Origin of the sequence: Enterococcus sp. DIV0712 (assembly GCF_050554855.1) — a bacterium.
GTDB classification, from domain to species: domain Bacteria; phylum Bacillota; class Bacilli; order Lactobacillales; family Enterococcaceae; genus Enterococcus; species Enterococcus faecalis.
Map to the genome: position 1 here is coordinate 1,212,849 of NZ_CP187333.1, position 16,477 is coordinate 1,229,325.

The 16,477-nt window shown below is 36.3% G+C and carries 15 protein-coding genes; 13 read left to right on the plus strand and 2 right to left on the minus strand.

Going from position 1 to position 16,477, the window contains the following annotated elements; genetic code table 11:
* Positions 1-93 precede the first annotated feature (93 nt).
* Together lysA and IGL42_RS05865 are read left to right on the plus strand one after the other, a co-directional pair.
* Positions 94-1,401: a diaminopimelate decarboxylase gene (gene lysA, locus IGL42_RS05860; protein ID WP_185776372.1), complete on the plus strand. Its 1,308-nt coding sequence runs from the start codon at positions 94-96 to the stop codon at positions 1,399-1,401.
* Between the two features lie 145 nt (positions 1,402-1,546).
* Complete coding sequence (locus IGL42_RS05865; RefSeq protein ID WP_025191826.1) at positions 1,547-2,539, plus strand: alpha/beta hydrolase; 993 nt, start codon at positions 1,547-1,549, stop codon at positions 2,537-2,539.
* A 15-nt stretch (positions 2,540-2,554) separates the two neighbouring features.
* Here the strand turns inward: IGL42_RS05865 and IGL42_RS05870 are convergent, their stop codons facing one another.
* Complete coding sequence (locus tag IGL42_RS05870; RefSeq protein ID WP_002360384.1) at positions 2,555-3,088, minus strand: hypothetical protein; 534 nt, start codon at positions 3,086-3,088, stop codon at positions 2,555-2,557.
* Positions 3,089-3,374: 286 nt separating this feature from the next.
* On the opposite strand from IGL42_RS05870, the gene IGL42_RS05875 reads away from it, so the two are divergent.
* Both IGL42_RS05875 and IGL42_RS05880 read left to right on the plus strand, forming a co-directional pair.
* Entirely contained in the window at positions 3,375-4,229 is an 855-nt protein-coding gene (locus IGL42_RS05875; protein WP_010710404.1) for a hypothetical protein, read from the plus strand.
* A gap of 212 nt (positions 4,230-4,441) precedes the next feature.
* Positions 4,442-4,981: a GNAT family N-acetyltransferase gene (locus IGL42_RS05880; RefSeq protein WP_002378300.1), complete on the plus strand. Its 540-nt coding sequence runs from the start codon at positions 4,442-4,444 to the stop codon at positions 4,979-4,981.
* Between the two features lie 97 nt (positions 4,982-5,078).
* On the opposite strand, the gene IGL42_RS05885 is transcribed toward IGL42_RS05880, so the two are convergent.
* Positions 5,079-5,423 carry a metal-sulfur cluster assembly factor gene (locus IGL42_RS05885; protein ID WP_002357660.1) on the minus strand — a complete coding sequence of 115 codons (345 nt, stop codon included), beginning with the start codon at positions 5,421-5,423 and terminating at the stop codon, positions 5,079-5,081.
* 275 nt (positions 5,424-5,698) lie between these two features.
* Between IGL42_RS05885 and IGL42_RS05890 the strand changes: the two genes are divergently transcribed.
* From IGL42_RS05890 to IGL42_RS05930, 9 genes are all read left to right on the plus strand, one after another.
* Positions 5,699-6,763 (plus strand): dipeptide epimerase, encoded by a 1,065-nt coding sequence (locus IGL42_RS05890; RefSeq protein ID WP_002360381.1) that lies wholly within the window; start codon positions 5,699-5,701, stop codon positions 6,761-6,763.
* Between the two features lie 16 nt (positions 6,764-6,779).
* Positions 6,780-8,156 carry a transglutaminase-like domain-containing protein gene (locus tag IGL42_RS05895; RefSeq protein ID WP_002366658.1) on the plus strand — a complete coding sequence of 459 codons (1,377 nt, stop codon included), beginning with the start codon at positions 6,780-6,782 and terminating at the stop codon, positions 8,154-8,156.
* Positions 8,157-8,173: 17 nt separating this feature from the next.
* Complete coding sequence (locus IGL42_RS05900; protein ID WP_010710403.1) at positions 8,174-9,826, plus strand: peptide ABC transporter substrate-binding protein; 1,653 nt, start codon at positions 8,174-8,176, stop codon at positions 9,824-9,826.
* A 762-nt stretch (positions 9,827-10,588) separates the two neighbouring features.
* Positions 10,589-11,422, plus strand: a complete 834-nt coding sequence (locus IGL42_RS05905; RefSeq protein ID WP_002357655.1) for a PRD domain-containing protein — start codon at positions 10,589-10,591, stop codon at positions 11,420-11,422.
* A gap of 36 nt (positions 11,423-11,458) precedes the next feature.
* On the plus strand, positions 11,459-13,456 hold the full coding sequence (gene nagE, locus IGL42_RS05910) for an N-acetylglucosamine-specific PTS transporter subunit IIBC (RefSeq protein WP_010710402.1): 1,998 nt from the start codon (positions 11,459-11,461) through the stop codon (positions 13,454-13,456).
* 240 nt (positions 13,457-13,696) lie between these two features.
* Positions 13,697-15,178, plus strand: a complete 1,482-nt coding sequence (locus IGL42_RS05915) for a BglG family transcription antiterminator (protein WP_002389096.1) — start codon at positions 13,697-13,699, stop codon at positions 15,176-15,178.
* A complete protein-coding gene (locus tag IGL42_RS05920; protein ID WP_010710401.1) occupies positions 15,168-15,620 on the plus strand; it encodes a PTS sugar transporter subunit IIA in 453 nt (150 codons plus the stop codon). The genes IGL42_RS05915 and IGL42_RS05920 overlap by 11 nt, the downstream gene beginning before the upstream one ends.
* A complete protein-coding gene (locus tag IGL42_RS05925; protein WP_002357651.1) occupies positions 15,620-15,937 on the plus strand; it encodes a PTS fructose transporter subunit IIB in 318 nt (105 codons plus the stop codon). The genes IGL42_RS05920 and IGL42_RS05925 overlap by 1 nt, the downstream gene beginning before the upstream one ends.
* Positions 15,938-15,956: 19 nt before the next feature.
* Positions 15,957-16,406 (plus strand): PTS sugar transporter subunit IIA, encoded by a 450-nt coding sequence (locus IGL42_RS05930; RefSeq protein WP_010710400.1) that lies wholly within the window; start codon positions 15,957-15,959, stop codon positions 16,404-16,406.
* The last annotated feature ends 71 nt before the right edge of the window (positions 16,407-16,477 follow it).

Consider the following 16,477-nt stretch of genomic DNA (forward strand, 5'->3'; position numbering starts at 1 on the left):
TGGCGAAAAAAAGCAACAGGAGAAAGTCAGAGAAAAATGTGGAAAATTATAGGAAGCTACTGGGTTTTATGCTATGATTTTTAATAAAACGAAATGAAGGGGCGGGAAAACATGTTATTTGGTACAGCAAAAATGAATCGGGAAAATCATTTAGAAATCGGTGGTTGTGACACCGTAAAGTTGGCGCAAAAATTCGGGACGCCGTTATTTGTCTATGATGTCGCTCATATTCGCGCGCAAGCACGTGGTTTTAAACAAACGAATCAATTAGGTATCAAAAATAAAGTGGTTTATGCAAGTAAAGCATTTAGTTGTTTAGCTATTTATCAAGTGTTAAAGGAAGAAGATATTGCTTGTGATGTTGTCTCTGGTGGAGAACTATTCACAGCTTTAAAAGGGGGCATGGAGCCAGCGGAAATTGAGTTCCATGGAAATAATAAAACCCCTGAAGAATTACGTTACGCCTTGGATAACAAAATAGGTACAATTGTCATTGATAATTTTTACGAAATTGACTTGTTGGAAGAATTATTAACTACACGAAACCAAACACAAAAAGTTCTTTTTCGGGTGAGTCCTGGTGTGGATGCAGAAACACATGATTACATTTTGACAGGCCAAGAAGATTCAAAATTTGGTTTTGATGTTGCAAGTGGCCAGGCAACAGAAGCGCTCGTTCGCCTTTTATCAAATCCCTCTTTTGATGTGCAAGGGGTCCATTGCCATATTGGCTCGCAAATTTTTGCTGTGGAAGGCTTTTTAGCTGCTGTTGAAAAAATGTTCACTATTTTAGAAGACTGGCGGCAAGTCCATCAATTTACAGCACGTGTTTTAAATATGGGTGGTGGTTTTGGTGTGCAGTACACGCAGCAAGATGAGCCATTAGCACCAGCAACTTTTGTTGAAAAAATTGTTTATTCCTTGAAAGGTCATTGTGAACAATTAGGGTATCCACTGCCTGAGCTTTGGATTGAACCAGGCCGCAGTTTAATTGCCGAAGCGGGCACAACGATATATACAGTTGGCGCGCAAAAAGAGGTTCCTGGTGTTCGTCATTTTGTTTCCGTAGATGGTGGCATGGGTGATAATATACGGCCTGCTTTGTATCAAGCGGTTTATGATGGATTTTTAGCGAATCGTGAGGGGCATGATTCAGTCAAGAAAGTCACAGTAGTTGGTAAATATTGCGAATCAGGCGATGTCTTACTTCGAGATATTTTATTGCCAGAAGTTAAAGCAGGGGATTTATTGGCCATCAGTAGTACGGGGGCTTACGGTTATTCAATGGCAAGTAATTACAACCGAAATCCTCGACCAGCGGTGGTTTTTGTCGAAGATGGACAAGCAAAATTAGTTGCTCGCCGTGAGACATATGAAGATATGACAACGTTGGATTGTTGATAGATTAAAAGTAGCCGCCTCTTTTTGAGACGGCTGCTTTTTTTCAAAAAATAACAAAATGTAAGGGTGATTTCTTTCAGAAATGAAAAATCCATAGTATATTAAATGAAGAAGGAAATACTTTAGAAGAGGGTGTGATTTGCAGATGAAATGGCTCCTCGGGTTACTGATCATTTTTGCAATGATTGGCGTTGTTTTTTCTGTTTACATTGCCAATTATTTTTTGAAAATCGCGTTGCTTAAAGACAACCCTTGGTATCATAAAAAAGGGCATCGGTTATTAAATCCTGATAATTTTCAAGAACGAGAAACAAGATATACTAAAATAGAAGAACAACAAAAACAAGAAGGCGAAGCTTTTTGGACAGAGCCTTTTGCTGAAGATCGTTGGTTGAAAATTAAAGATGAAACATTGTATGCACGGTGCTTTATTCCTTATCCAGATAACCATCGTTGGGCGATTTGTATGCATGGTTATCGTTCAAACGGAAAACGCGATATGGCATATACTGCATTACGTTTTGCAGAAGAAGGCTACAATGTTTTAGTTCCCGATTTGCGTGCGCACGGGAAAAGTTCAGGGAATAAAATTGGGATGGGATGGCTGGATCGGTTAGATTTATTAAGTTGGATTAGTGAAGTTCTTGCCATTGATATGGAAGCAGAAATTATTTTAGTGGGCGGTTCCATGGGAGCGGCTACTGTCATGATGGCAAGTGGTGAAAAGTTACCAACGAATGTCCGCGGATTAATAGTGGATTGTGGCTATGCTTCTGTTTATGATGAATTTAAATATGTCCTACATGAATCTTTTCATTTACCCGCTTTTCCTATTTTAACGATTGCTAATCAATTAGCATTAAATAACTATGGCTTTCAGTTGAAAACTGCTTCTTCCGTGAGACAATTACACAAAAATACGTTGCCCACATTCTTTATTCACGGTACAGGTGATCGCTTTGTTCCAATGACAATGTTTGAAGAAAATTTAGCGGCAACTCAGGGGATAAAAAAAGGTCTCATTGTTGCTAAAGCACCACATTTATCTTCAAGTGTCTACGAACCTGAAAATTATTACAGTAGTATTTTTGAATTTTTGGAAGAAAACTGTCCTGCGGTAAAAACAATATCCGACTAAAAAAGACATGGATTTTCATGATTCCATGTCTTTTTTTTGTCTGACTCGTTTAGTTAAATTTAAAGTGCTTAAAAAGAAAAATAACGGCGCCAAACTACCAAGGCAAAGAAACCATTTCATTGAATAAGTTAACTCTTGCTGTAAAAGAGATTCTCGTATATAGCTGAAACCTTCGCCATGGACCCGCAAATAAATATAAATGTAAGCAAAAAGAATCACTAAAGGCAAAATACAGACTTCTAATATTTCCAAAAGATAAGGAAATGTTTTATTTAATAATTTGAGGCGTGTCTTATTCAATAGATAAGCAAAAATGAAAATTGACCATAAAAAACCAAAAAAACTAATCAAATAAAAAATCAGATTCGCACTTCCTGCATTCATAAAAGCTTTCGGGAAAAGTAGTCTGCCGATGAATGTATTTTTAATTGTAAAAGGCACATCAAAAATGGAAATATAAAGACAAAAAAGTACTAATGTTAACAAGGCATGCCAAATCTTTTTCTCCATTTCATTTAAAAAATATCTAATTACTTGGTACATTTCCATAAACTGTCGCTCCGTGTTTGAAATAATCGTAGTTTTGACTATACCATAGCTGTTCTCAATTTTCTTGAAAAAAATACACGCAACCAGCCTCGACTATACGAAACACACAGAGTGTCTAAAAAATAAGTTGCCGATCGCATTTTTTCGCATGCTAGTGTTGCACTTCTGTTTCGTTGGTGTTTTCTAATTGCTGATTTGTTGATTAAAAAAGGGCAGGAGGGAGCGTTTTTCTAGTATAATAATATAAAAGAATATAGAGAAAATCGTAGGATGGGAGTTATTCAAAGTGGCGGAAATTACAGTTAAGACAATTTCAGAGAAAGATGATTTAAAGAAGTTGCTTTTGGGTCAAGAGTATGACCACCAGCAGCCAGTTAAAAATATTTTAAAAGCTAGAACATCGAATGTCCATATTGAAAAGTACGAGGTTGTGGAGGATGTTTTTTTAAAGTTAACTGGGAAGGCGACCGTGCACAAAGATATTATGAACTCATTTTGGACAACGTATAAAATTATGTTGCAACTTGTTTATCCCGATTTCTTTAGACCAGCGGAAGTAATTGGGGAAAATCAAGAAAGCTATTTAGAAAAACCTTCTGAACAGAATTTGCTTGCAGTAAATAGCAAGTATCCGCCTCATGATTCCGGGGCATCGGCTGTGATTTCGGACCAATATTTAACTTATTTTGACCAAGTTTTTCCTGACTATTTACCAAATCCTGTACCAAAAAAATATACATGGAATGAATTCCTTCTCGACAATTTTACTAAATTTGAGCGAGTTCATCAGGACCCACAATTAAAGCGTTTTGCCGAACTTACCCATTCAATTGGAAACATTACAGTAGTTCCACTAGGATTTAACAGCGGAAGAAGCTTATCGTTTAAAGATTATTGGGATTATTCTTTAGAACAACTTTCGATATTTTTAGCTTCGTTTCATTCATGGGAAAGCTACGTTCATACGTATGAGATGCAACCATTTTTAAATGAACAGTATCAACCAGTAGCGCTATGGAAAAATCATTTGAAAAAAGACTCGTTTATCTTACCTCAGAATATAGAGGAGATAAATGAATATTTAGTTCAAGTAAATCAACGAATAGAAAAAAGAGGGCAGCGAATAGTGAATCGGTTGTAATGAAATAAGAATCGACTTTTCACTAAACGTTGAAAGTCTCGAATCTTGTGCTCTTTTATTGACTCAGAAACAGAGAACAATTAAACTACTAGATTAGTATCAAAAAATAATTGCGTATAGGAATAACCAGTCGCATGTTTAAATAACTTTTAGGTCTTATGTAAGTAACAAAAGTTATTAGTACGAAGCAATCATTTTAGAAAGGAGCTTTTATGCAATTCACATTATTAAATCAAGAAAATCAAGCCTATTGGGAAGCAACCTACATAGAAGCTTTTCCAGAAGAAGAGAGACTGCCGTTTGATCAATTATTGATGTCTTCTCAAGCAGGAAAATTTCATTTGTTTGTTATTCAAGAGGCGGATGAGAACGTGGGGATTTTGTTAAATAGTCAAATTGCACCTGAAGCAACCTATGTCTTTTTCTTTGCAATTGATCAGCACCACCGAAACAAACGATTAGGCTCAACCGTGTTAGCGTTATTGAAGACACGTTATCCTAAGGGGGTTCTTTTAGAGAGTGAAGAAATTGGCAAAAATGCAGCGAATGAAGCCCAAAGAGAAAAACGTTATCAGTTTTATGAAAGAAATGGCGTGCAGGATACGGGGTATCTGATTATGGATAGAGGGCTCACTTTTCATATCATGTTTGCTGGAGCGTCAGGCTTCGGTGGAACGCAGCTACAGTTTTTATTAGACTTCCATCCAGTAGCAAAAATTTGGAAAAAGCCAAGTATTGATGGCATTAGGTAATTTTTATCAAATAAGTAAATTAAACAAACAAAAAAACATATGAAAGAACGGACCAATCGGTTCTTTCATATGTTTTTTATCATTAGCCTCGAAATAACTAGCGAATACCCAAAGCAATTCGTGCGTAACGGCTCATTTTATCCGTTGTCCAAGCAGGGTACCAGACTAATTTTACTTCGATATTATTTACTTCAGGAATATCTTTTAAAACACCATGGATTTGTTCTGTTAAAACATCTGCTAACGGACAACCCATTGTGGTTAAGGTCATTTTGATGACAGTATCACCAGTTTCTTCTGCAAATTCAACTTCATAAATTAGTCCTAAATTAACAATATCGATGCCTAATTCAGGGTCAATCACTGTTTCTAATGCAGTTAAAATATCTTCTTTAATTGCTTCAACTTCTTCGGTTGAACGTTGTTGAGGTTGTTCACTCATTCGTCTTCTACTCCTTTGCAAGTTGCCTCTTTACTATCATACCTTTTTTAAGAATGTTTGTAAATGAGAAGTATCTCACATGTCATGGAATTTACTGATTTATTAAAAAAGCTCATAAAAATCTAAATTCATTTTATTTTAATCAAAATCTCATTATTTTGTTGACATTAGAAAACAATGAGTTTAGAATGATCGATAACAATCTAAATTTAATTTTTGGATATTTTTAAAAAACTGAATTTTCAGTCAATTGGAAATATCAAAGGGAGGATTTTATGAAAATTAAGCAGGTACATGTTAGGGCATCGAAAATTAAACTGAAAGAAACATTTACGATCGCTTTGGGGACGATAGAATCAGCGGATAGTGCAATTGTGGAAATTGAAACAGAAGAGGGATTAGTTGGATATGGAGAAGGAGGGCCAGGCATTTTTATTACCGGTGAAACGTTGGCTGGCACGATTGAAACGATCGAATTATTTGGCCAAGCAATCATTGGCTTAAACCCCTTTAATATTGAGAAAATTCATGAAGTGATGGATAAAATATCTGCTTTCGCTCCAGCGGCAAAAGCAGCAATCGATATTGCTTGTTATGATTTGATGGGTCAGAAAGCTCAACTGCCTCTTTATCAATTGTTAGGCGGCTATGATAACCAAGTAATAACGGATATTACACTAGGTATTGATGAACCAAATGTGATGGCACAAAAAGCCGTCGAAAAAGTCAAACTAGGTTTTGATACATTAAAAATTAAAGTCGGAACAGGAATTGAAGCTGATATCGCAAGAGTAAAAGCGATTCGTGAAGCAGTTGGCTTTGATATCAAGCTCCGCTTAGATGCGAATCAGGCTTGGACGCCCAAAGATGCAGTTAAAGCGATTCAAGAATTAGCAGATTATCAAATTGAATTAGTGGAACAGCCAGTTAAAAGACGCGATTTAGAAGGTCTAAAATACGTTACTTCACAAGTTAATACGACAATTATGGCTGATGAAAGCTGTTTTGATGCTCAAGATGCGTTGGAATTAGTTAAAAAAGGCACAGTCGATGTTATCAATATAAAATTAATGAAGTGTGGCGGCATTCATGAAGCGCTGAAAATTAATCAGATTTGTGAAACAGCAGGCATCGAATGCATGATTGGGTGTATGGCGGAAGAAACAACCATTGGCATCACGGCTGCTGCCCATTTAGCTGCTGCTCAAAAGAATATCACACGAGCAGATTTAGATGCGACATTCGGTTTAGAAACTGCGCCCGTAACTGGGGGCGTATCCTTAGAAGCAAAACCATTATTGGAATTAGGAGAAGCAGCTGGATTAGGCATTTCTCATTAAAAAAGGAGTAAAGCAAATGAAGTATGATTTAAAGTATCTTAGTGTTCCTTTGCCTGAGGAAATTCAAAGGGTGAAAGAATTTGGCGATTTTGCAAGTGCGGATATTGCCATTGATTTTTGGTTGACAAAAGAACTTCCGCAGGCATTAAAAGAACGTTTGATAATTGAAAAAGATGTCATTAAAATGATGCGTATGAATGAGTATCCTCATAGCTTTGCAAAAGCTGATCAAATGATGAGAGACACTTTTCAGGATTATCAAACAGAGGAATTAATTCGTTTAAAAGAAACGGGATTAGTGGACTGGGTTTATATTGACGGTGAACCGTATTTCCAACTTCGATTTTTGGCCAATTTAATTAAAACAAATGCGGCATATGTTGCACGTTTGCGGGAAGCAGAAAGCAATCAATTAGAAATTCTCCGCAAAAAAGAACTAAAAGAGAACATCGAACAAATGCAAAAAAACGGTGGTAGAAAAGTGAGAACAACAATTAAAGCCACCATTCAGGTGAAAAAAGAATTTGAGCGTCCAGGTGAGCGTGTTCGTGTCCATTTGCCGCTGCCCAAAGCGTGTCAACAACAATCAGAAATTGAAATCCTAGCTGCGTCACCTGAAGCAACCTATATTGCGGCAGAAGATGCGCCTCAACGAACACTGTGTTTTGAAACAATTTTAAAAGAAAATCAAACGTTTACAGTTGAATATTGTTATGTTAATCGGATGGTTTACCAACAGTTAGAAGAAAATAACGTAGACAAAATGCAACCAAGCTTTGATTTAGAGGAACAGTTACCGCATATTCGATTCACGCCTTATTTAAGAAATTTAGCAGATGAGATTGTGGGCGATGAAAGTAATCCCTTAAAAAAGGCACGCTTGATTTATGACTTTGTGACGACAAAGATTCATTATTCTTTCATGCGTGAATATTTTACAATTTCCAATATTTCAGAGTATGCTGCAACTAATTTAAAAGGTGACTGCGGCGTGCAAGCGATTTTGTTTATCACGCTTTGTCGGATTGCAGGGATACCAGCCAAATGGCAATCGGGATTATATGTTTCTACACATTATACAGGCTGTCATGATTGGGCACAATTTTATATAGAACCGTACGGCTGGCTCTTTGCGGATTTATCTTTTGGCGGAGGTGCTTACCGAGACGGGGATAGACAGCGGTGGAATCATTATTTCGGCAATTTAGATGTTTTTAGAATGGTCGCAAATAGTGAGATCCAGGCAGACTTTCAGCCGGCAAAAATGCAATTGCGTGCAGACCCAATTGACAACCAGCGGGGAGAATTTGAGTACGAAAATGAGGGCTTGCCCTACGCATGCTTGATAGTTTCGCAAGAACGGCTTTCCATGGAAGAGTTGCCGTTTGATTGACACATAGGGGGAATAGTATGAAAAAGTTAAAAATGATGGGGATTATGTTATTTGTTAGTACGGTCTTGGTAGGTTGTGGCACAACAGCAGAAACAAAAATAGACGAGAAAGCAACTGAGAAAACCAGTGTCTCGAAAAAAGTTTTAAATTTAATGGAGAACTCGGAAATCGGTTCAATGGATTCTATTTTTACACAAGATGAAGCCAGTATTAACGCACAGTCCAATGTCTTTGAAGGGTTATATCAATTGGATGAAAAAGATCAACTAATACCAGCTGCCGCTAAAGAGATGCCTGAAATTTCTGAAGATGGCAAACGATATACCATTAAACTAAGAGAAGATGGCAAGTGGTCCAATGGTGATGCTGTAACAGCCAATGATTTTGTTTTTGCTTGGCGTAAATTAGCGAATCCCAAAAACCAAGCCAATTACTTTTTCTTGTTAGAAGGAACGATTCTGAACGGAACAGCTATTACAAAAGAGGAAAAAGCACCAGAGGAATTGGGTGTCAAAGCGCTTGATGATTATACTTTGGAGGTTACTTTGGAAAAGCCTGTACCGTATTTTACGTCGTTATTGGCATTTTCTCCATTTTTCCCACAAAACGAAGCATTCGTGAAAGAAAAAGGACAAGCCTATGGCACTTCTAGTGAAATGATTGTATCTAATGGTCCATTTTTAATGAAAAATTGGGATCAGTCAGCGATGTCGTGGGATTTTGTGCGTAATCCCGACTACTACGATAAAGAAAAAGTAAAATCAGAAACGATTCATTTTGAAGTTCTTAAAGAAACCAATACCGTTTATAATTTGTACGAATCAGGTGAATTAGATGTGGCTGTCTTAACAGGAGATTTTGCTAAACAAAATCGAGACAACCCAGACTATGAAGCAATCGAACGGTCAAAAGTCTATTCCTTACGTTTAAACCAAAAAAGAAACGAAAAACCATCCATTTTTGCAAATGAGAATGTCCGCAAAGCTTTAGCTTATGCTTTGGATAAAAAAAGTTTAGTCGATAATATTTTAGCAGATGGCTCAAAAGAAATTTATGGGTACATTCCAGAAAAATTTGTATATAACCCAGAAACGAATGAAGATTTTCGTCAAGAAGCAGGCGCTCTTGTCAAAACAGACGCCAAAAAAGCCAAAGAGTATTTAGACAAAGCAAAAGCAGAGCTAAACGGAGATGTAGCCATTGAACTTCTTTCAAGAGATGGTGATAGTGACCGAAAAGTTGCTGAATTTATCCAAGGCCAGTTACAAGAAACGTTGCCAGGTCTCACTATTAATGTCAAAACAGTTCCTTTAAATAATGCGATTGAATTAATGAGAAAAGGGGATTATGAATTGTCTGTTGGCATGTGGGGACCCGATTATCAGGATCCAATGACTTTCTTAGAAAGCTCAGTTAGTGGTAACCGTATGAACTATTCTAGCCCAACGTTTGATCAACTAATTGAAGAAGCAACAACTAAATACGCAAATGATCCTGAAACTCGTTGGCAAACATTAATTAAAGCTGAAAAAGTATTGGTGGAAGAAGATGCCGCTTTAATTCCTTTATACCAAGAGGCTCGTAGTCAGCTTATACGACCAGGTGTCAAAGGTATTCAGTATCATAACTTCGGTGCAACGAGCACATATAAGTATGCCTATAAAGAATAAATTAGTGAACGAGCGTGGAGCAAAAATCCAAAGTGATTTTTGCTCCACGCTCAAAAACTGATAAACGGCGGGAACAGAAGCAACACTACGCGTTGCTCTGATCTCAACAACTTCTAAGGTGTTTTCTCGACATGCGTCTCGTCACAGTACAGCCTTCAAAAGAGCTACAGCTCTAAGAGTTGCGATGTTTCACTGTGAAGCATGAACAGATGAAATCATCGTACCTACTTGGTGAAGGTCCTTCGGAAATAAGCCGAAATTGTTGAGAATCACGAAGAACGTAGTGATTCGATGATGAACAATACCTACTTGGTCTCCAAAAATTAAAGAACACCGGGTAGGTATCATGCAACATCAACTCGTTCCTCGTTGTGTTTTATGACAATTTTCGGAAATTCCTTCTTATTGCTGAGAAACACTATTTGCAAAGCAAATAGATGTTGAACAGTACCTACTTGGTTCTCGGAATTAAACACTTCTGTCCCGACCTCTTCCCGATAAGAGCTTCTTTTTTGTTAATAGTCAACAATTAATAAAAAAATAATTGAAAAAGGTTGACAAAAATAATGATACTCGTTAGAATAAGCACTGTTAACAAATGAATAGCGTTTTCATGTGACTAGATAATACTAGGCATGGAAGAATTTCGTAATACAATGTGGTGTACAATGGTTACGCAACATGTTTAACGGGATTGTTCTATGCTTTTTTTGTTGTTTTCACTGAAAATGTTAGAATTACTTCTGCAGAAGAGGGTCATTTATGAAAATTAAAAAGGTGCTAAATCAAAATGCTGTACTTGTTCTTGACGAAGGACAGGAGAAAGTAGCTGTCGGTAAAGGCGTCGGGTTTAATAAGACTAAAAATGATGTCTTATCTCGACAATTGGTGGAGCGGATGTTTGTGATGGAGCCAGAAGGACTGAAAAAACTTCAAGTATTGCTATCACAAATCGAAGACAAATACTTTTTAGCGAGTGAAGAAATTATCCAACATGCTGAAACGGTATTGGGTGAAAAGTTGAATGAACATATTAATATTGGGTTGAGTGATCACATTGCTTTTGCAGCTGAAAATATTCAAAATAATATTATTGTTCGGAACAAGCTTTTAAGTGAAATTGAGATTTTATATAGTGAAGAATTTGCTATTGCTCAATGGGCTGTAGAATATTTAACACAAACCTTAGAGATTCCATTTAGTTATGATGAAGCGGGGTATATTGCAATTCATATCCATAGTGCTCGCAGCGGGCGTACTGATAATAGTAAAAGTATCCGTGAAGTTACAATCGTTTCTGAAATTATTCATTTAATCGAGCAGGAATTGGCTATTGATATTCATGATGATAAAAATAGTCTCAGTTATTCACGTTTGGTGAATCATTTACGTTTGTTTATTCATCGCTTCCAACAAAATCAATACGCTGTTTTAGATGAAGAAATTTTGGAAGTCGTAAAGAAAAAGTATGCTGAAAGCTATGAAATCTCAAAAAAAGTACAAGTCTTATTAATGAGAAATTTTCATTATCAAGTACCAAATGAAGAACTTGGTTATTTATCGATTCACATTGAACGATTAAGAATGACCAAATAATAAAAATTAAATAGTTTATGTGAGGAGTTACGTATAATGAAAGCGTATATGCAAAGAATGGGACGTTCGTTAATGTTACCAGTTGCTGTATTACCGGCGGCTTCTTTATTAGTTGGTATTGCCAACTGGATCGTGGGAACAATCGGCGCTAGTCCAGCCACAACTTTTCTAATGAATGGTGGTTTGGCTATCTTAAACAACTTAGCATTATTATTTGCGGTTGGTTTAGCGTTAGGAATGTCAAAAGATAAAGATGGATCGGCAGCATTAGCTGGTTTAGTCGCTTATTTAGTGCCAAAAACTGTTTTAGCGCCTGCTTCTATCCAAGCCATTAAAGGCTTCAAGGATATTGCTGAAGTAAACCCAGCCTTCAACAGCATGGACAACAATGTCTTTGTCGGGATTGTCGCTGGTTTAGTTGCTGCGGCAATGTATAATCGTTTCTCTGGTGTGAAATTGCCAATGGCTTTATCATTCTTTAGTGGAAAACGTTTAGTTCCTATTATGTCAGCTATTTCGATGTTAGCAATCTCAGCTGTCTTATTCTTCTTCTGGCCAGTTGTTTATAACGGATTAGTTGCTTTTGGTAAAGGAATATCTAGCTTAGGTTTCGTAGGAGCTGGCTTGTATGGTTTCTTTAACCGACTATTAATTCCAACAGGCTTACACCATGCCTTGAATTCTGTTTTCTGGTTTGATGTTGCTGGTATCAATGATATTGGGAACTTTTTAGCTGGTCAACAAGCGTTAGATACTGGTAAAGCAATTGTAGGACAAACAGGGATGTATCAAGCTGGTTTCTTCCCAGTAATGATGTTTGGTTTACCAGCAGGCGCGTTTGCTATTTATCAATGTGCGCGTCCTGAGAAGAAAAAAGTTACAGCTTCATTAATGTTAGCTGCTGGTTTTGCGGCTTTCTTTACAGGCGTTACTGAACCTTTAGAATTCTCATTTATGTTCGTTGCTTGGCCTTTATATGTTTTACATGCAGTCTTTACAGGTATTTCTTTAGCATTCGCTGCGTTTATGCATTGGACAGCTGGCTTTGCCTTTAGTGCAGGTTTTGTAGACTTCTTCTTAAGTTTGAAAAACCCAGTCGCGAATCATCCAATGATGTTGGTGGTTCAAGGACTTGTCTTTGCAGCAATTTACTACTTCGGTTTCCGTTTTGCAATTACTAAGTTTAACTTAATGACACCAGGACGTGAAGAAGGCGATGGCGAAGAAACGCCAGATGTTGCAGAAGGCGACAACAAATTTGCTTCTCTAGCTCGTCGTATTTATGATGGTTTAGGCGCTGATGCTAATGTAACTTCTATTGATAACTGTACAACTCGTTTACGCTTAACAGTGAAAGATACAGGCAAAGTGGATCAAGCAAAAATTAAAGCAACTGGGGTTCCAGGTGTGAAAGTCATTGATGACACCAATATCCAAGTGATCGTTGGTACGGAAGTACAATTTGTTGCTGACGAAATGCAACGATTATATAACCACCAAGCGCCAGCAACACCAGCCAAAGAAACACCTGTTTCTAAACCAGTTGTTGAAGAAAAAGCACCAGTTTCAACAAAAGAAACTGAATTATATTCTGTAGCGAATGGGAAAGTTATTCCTATTTCTGAAGTACCAGATGATGTTTTCTCAGCAAAAATGATGGGTGACGGTTTTGCTGTCGTACCAACAGACGGCGAAGTTTCAACACCCGTTGCTGGTAAAATTACTAGCATTTTCCCAACAAAACATGCGTTAGGTATCCAAACAGATTCAGGCATTGAAGTATTATTACACATGGGTCTAGATACTGTTGAGTTACAAGGTGGACCATTTACATTACATGTTGAAGAAGGCCAAGTTGTAAAACAAGGCGATAAAATTGCAACTATTGATTTAGCCGCATTAGAACAAGCTGGCAAAAAATCAGATTTAATTGTTGTTTTCACAAATCAAGATATCGTTGCTCAATACGATTTACAAAAAGCAGGTCAAACAACTTCAATTAATGATGTAATCGGAAATGTTACCGTAAAATAAAAGTAAAAAAGGGCTAGCCGCAAGGCAGCCCTTTTTTTGTATTCTTTGAAAGTATTAGTGTCTGTAGAGCCAGTAATAAAAATCGCTTGCTCTACAGGTTTTTATTTATAAATAGCCTTAGAAAGTTTCGCATAATCGAACACTTTAACCACTCACAAAAATGGCCAATGTAACGGACAGAAAACAAGGAAGCGTTTTCTTTTATATGGATTATAATAAATATATCAAGGAGGGGTTGCTATGAGTTCGAAAAAAGAACGTGGACAAAAATTGTTGTTACTTCTCTCAAAAAAACAAGATTATATGACTGCAGAAGAATTGGCAAACTGCCTAAGTACTTCTCCTAAGACAGTTTATCGTTTGATAAAAAAAATTAACGATGAATTTTCAGAAGGTTCACTCATATTATCTGAGAAAGGACGAGGATACAAGCTAGACTATGAACGATTTATGGAACAGAATCGACATTTAGTCGAAAAAGAAAGTGATTTTTCGCCAAGGGAAAGACGCAATCGAATTCTGGAGGAATTGTTGTTAGCTTCTCCACAAGCTAAAAATGTTTATGAATTATTTGCAAGATATTATGTTGGTGATTCTGTGATATTTAGCGATGAACAACAATTATCCGAAGATTTAAAGAAATATGATTTAACACTCAAACGGAAAAATCGAACGTTGGCAATTATCGGTGAGGAAAGAGCTATCAGGAAAGCCATTTCCGATAGAATACAACTGTTGAACATTATCGATATTGAGGATCTTCGAAACAACAAAGCATTAAATTTTAATAATTATGATGTCCTTTTTACGTTAGATCAAGTCAGGAACATTGAAAAAAAACTGGATATTACTATTCCACATCCATATAACGTAAACATCTTTTCGCATCTTTATATCTTAATTAGTCGTTCACGAAAAGTAGCTATTTCTGAAAAATACCAATTATCTAACGAAGAAGAACAAGAATTAACAAAGGACTTAGTCCTCAAAAAGGTCGCGCAAACAACGATTCAACAGATTGAAACTTATTTAAATAAGAGACTGCCTAACGTTGAAATTTATTACTTATATCAATATTTGGTTTCTTCTAGGATGCAAGGTTCGTTTAGTAAAGTAACTAATTTTTCTTTCAAAGTAATGCAAGTTACTCAATTTTATTTAGAGGAAATGAGTGCACAACTAAAAATTTTAACTGATAATGATCAGCTACTTCTTGAATTGGCTAGTCATATAAAACCAATGATAAATCGTCTTGAAAATGGCATACATGTTAAGAATAGTTTATTGGATCAAATAAAAATGACGTATGAAACAATTTTCGGAAAAATTGCGCAAGTTTCTAAGCAAGTAAGTAAAAACTATCAACTGCCGGCTATAAACGAAGATGAGAATGGGTTTATTACATTGTATTTTGCGCGAATGATTGAAACCAATCAGTTACCTATTCGTACTTTGATTATGTGTACCACTGGAATTGGAACTTCAGAACTATTGAGAGTAAAAGTTGAAAAGAAATTCCCTGAATTACAAATTGTTGAAATTATTGCCACACGAAATATAAAGAAATCATTAAAAGATTATTCTGATATTGAATTGATTTTGACAACGATTCATTTACAGGAAAAGGTCCCCATTAAATCATTGTTGGTAAGTGCCATGTTTACAATGGATGATCAGTATCGATTACAAAGAAAAGTTGAGGAAATCTATCATGAACGTTAATCCTTTATACCAAGTTTTCCTAAACCAAGAACTTCTTTCAAAACAGCAAGTATATCAATTCATTGCAGAAACAGCAGCACCTTTGTTAACGCCCCAAGAAAAAAAGCAGATTGAGGAATCTTTGGTAAATCGTGAGAAGATGGGAAGTAATCAGATTGCAGAGCAAATTGTCTTGCCACATTTAGAAAATGCACTCTTGAAAAAAAGTGAAATATATCTGATTGGCTTAAAAACAGAAATCCAAGAATGGACGGCAGACATTAAGCAAGTGAAATTAATTATTGTCATCTTACTAAAAGAAAATGAACAGTTAAAAGTAAAAAAAGAAATCAGTCGATTTACTAGAAAATTAGCAAATGAAGACTTCTTAGAAAAGTTGTTGCGTTTAAAAACAGAAACAGATTTTTATAAAATTATAGAAAAATTTGAGGAGGAAAAATAATGAAGATAGTCGGCGTAGCAGCCTGCACAGTAGGAATTGCTCACACATATATCGCACAAGAAAAATTGGAGAACGCTGCAAAAAAAGCAGGAGTTGAGATTCATGTAGAAACACAAGGGACCATTGGGATTGAAAACAAACTAACGGATGAACAAATTAAGGAAGCGGACATTGTTATATTAGCCATTGATGTAAAAATTTCTGGAAGAGAGCGTTTTGATGGGAAACGAATCATTCAAGTACCTACAGAAGTTGCTGTAAAATCACCCACTAAACTAATTGAAAAAGCAGAAGAAGTTATGACACAAGAAAAGTAACCTTCTAGGAGGAATTGTAATGGAAGTAAAGGATATCATTGACTTAAAAACCGTTAAAACGAATATGAATGTAAATACAAAAGAGGAAGCGTTAAAAGAATTAGCCAATCTTTTGCTTGAAAATGGCAATATTTCAGATGAAAAAGGCTTTATAAAAGATATCTATGTTAGAGAGGCGGAAGGCCAAACGGGCATCGGAAACTATCTAGCCATTCCACATGGCAAAAGTGCGTATGTAAAAAAAATAGGCGTGGCCATTGGTATTAATAGTACAGAAATTCCTTGGGAATCTTTAGATGATAATGGCGTAAAAGGAATCATTCTTTTTGCTGTGGGCAATGATCATAAAGAAACAACTAGCCATCTTAAACTATTATCATTGTTTGCCAGAAAACTCGGAAATGATGAAGTAGTGAAAGAACTCCTTCAATCAAAATCGCCAGAGGATGTAGTGAAGGCATTCTCTTAATGAAATTACTGAGACAGCATATTGTGGATATTTTCTACAGAAGAATTCATAACAGCAATTTTTTTAAATAG

Bases quoted from the DNA above. Each gene is read 5' to 3' on its own strand.
- IGL42_RS05925 (WP_002357651.1), top strand. From the start codon at position 15,620: ATGAAGATAGTCGGCGTAGCAGCCTGCACAGTAGGAATTGCTCACACA.
- IGL42_RS05870 (WP_002360384.1), bottom strand. From the start codon at position 3,088: ATGGAAATGTACCAAGTAATTAGATATTTTTTAAATGAAATGGAGAAA.
- nagE (WP_010710402.1), top strand. From the start codon at position 11,459: ATGAAAGCGTATATGCAAAGAATGGGACGTTCGTTAATGTTACCAGTT.
- IGL42_RS05890 (WP_002360381.1), top strand. From the start codon at position 5,699: ATGAAAATTAAGCAGGTACATGTTAGGGCATCGAAAATTAAACTGAAA.
- IGL42_RS05920 (WP_010710401.1), top strand. From the start codon at position 15,168: ATGAACGTTAATCCTTTATACCAAGTTTTCCTAAACCAAGAACTTCTT.
- lysA (WP_185776372.1), top strand. From the start codon at position 94: ATGAAGGGGCGGGAAAACATGTTATTTGGTACAGCAAAAATGAATCGG.
- IGL42_RS05865 (WP_025191826.1), top strand. From the start codon at position 1,547: ATGAAATGGCTCCTCGGGTTACTGATCATTTTTGCAATGATTGGCGTT.
- IGL42_RS05895 (WP_002366658.1), top strand. From the start codon at position 6,780: ATGAAGTATGATTTAAAGTATCTTAGTGTTCCTTTGCCTGAGGAAATT.
- IGL42_RS05930 (WP_010710400.1), top strand. From the start codon at position 15,957: ATGGAAGTAAAGGATATCATTGACTTAAAAACCGTTAAAACGAATATG.
- IGL42_RS05885 (WP_002357660.1), bottom strand. From the start codon at position 5,423: ATGAGTGAACAACCTCAACAACGTTCAACCGAAGAAGTTGAAGCAATT.
- IGL42_RS05915 (WP_002389096.1), top strand. From the start codon at position 13,697: ATGAGTTCGAAAAAAGAACGTGGACAAAAATTGTTGTTACTTCTCTCA.
- IGL42_RS05900 (WP_010710403.1), top strand. From the start codon at position 8,174: ATGAAAAAGTTAAAAATGATGGGGATTATGTTATTTGTTAGTACGGTC.
- IGL42_RS05905 (WP_002357655.1), top strand. From the start codon at position 10,589: ATGAAAATTAAAAAGGTGCTAAATCAAAATGCTGTACTTGTTCTTGAC.
- IGL42_RS05880 (WP_002378300.1), top strand. From the start codon at position 4,442: ATGCAATTCACATTATTAAATCAAGAAAATCAAGCCTATTGGGAAGCA.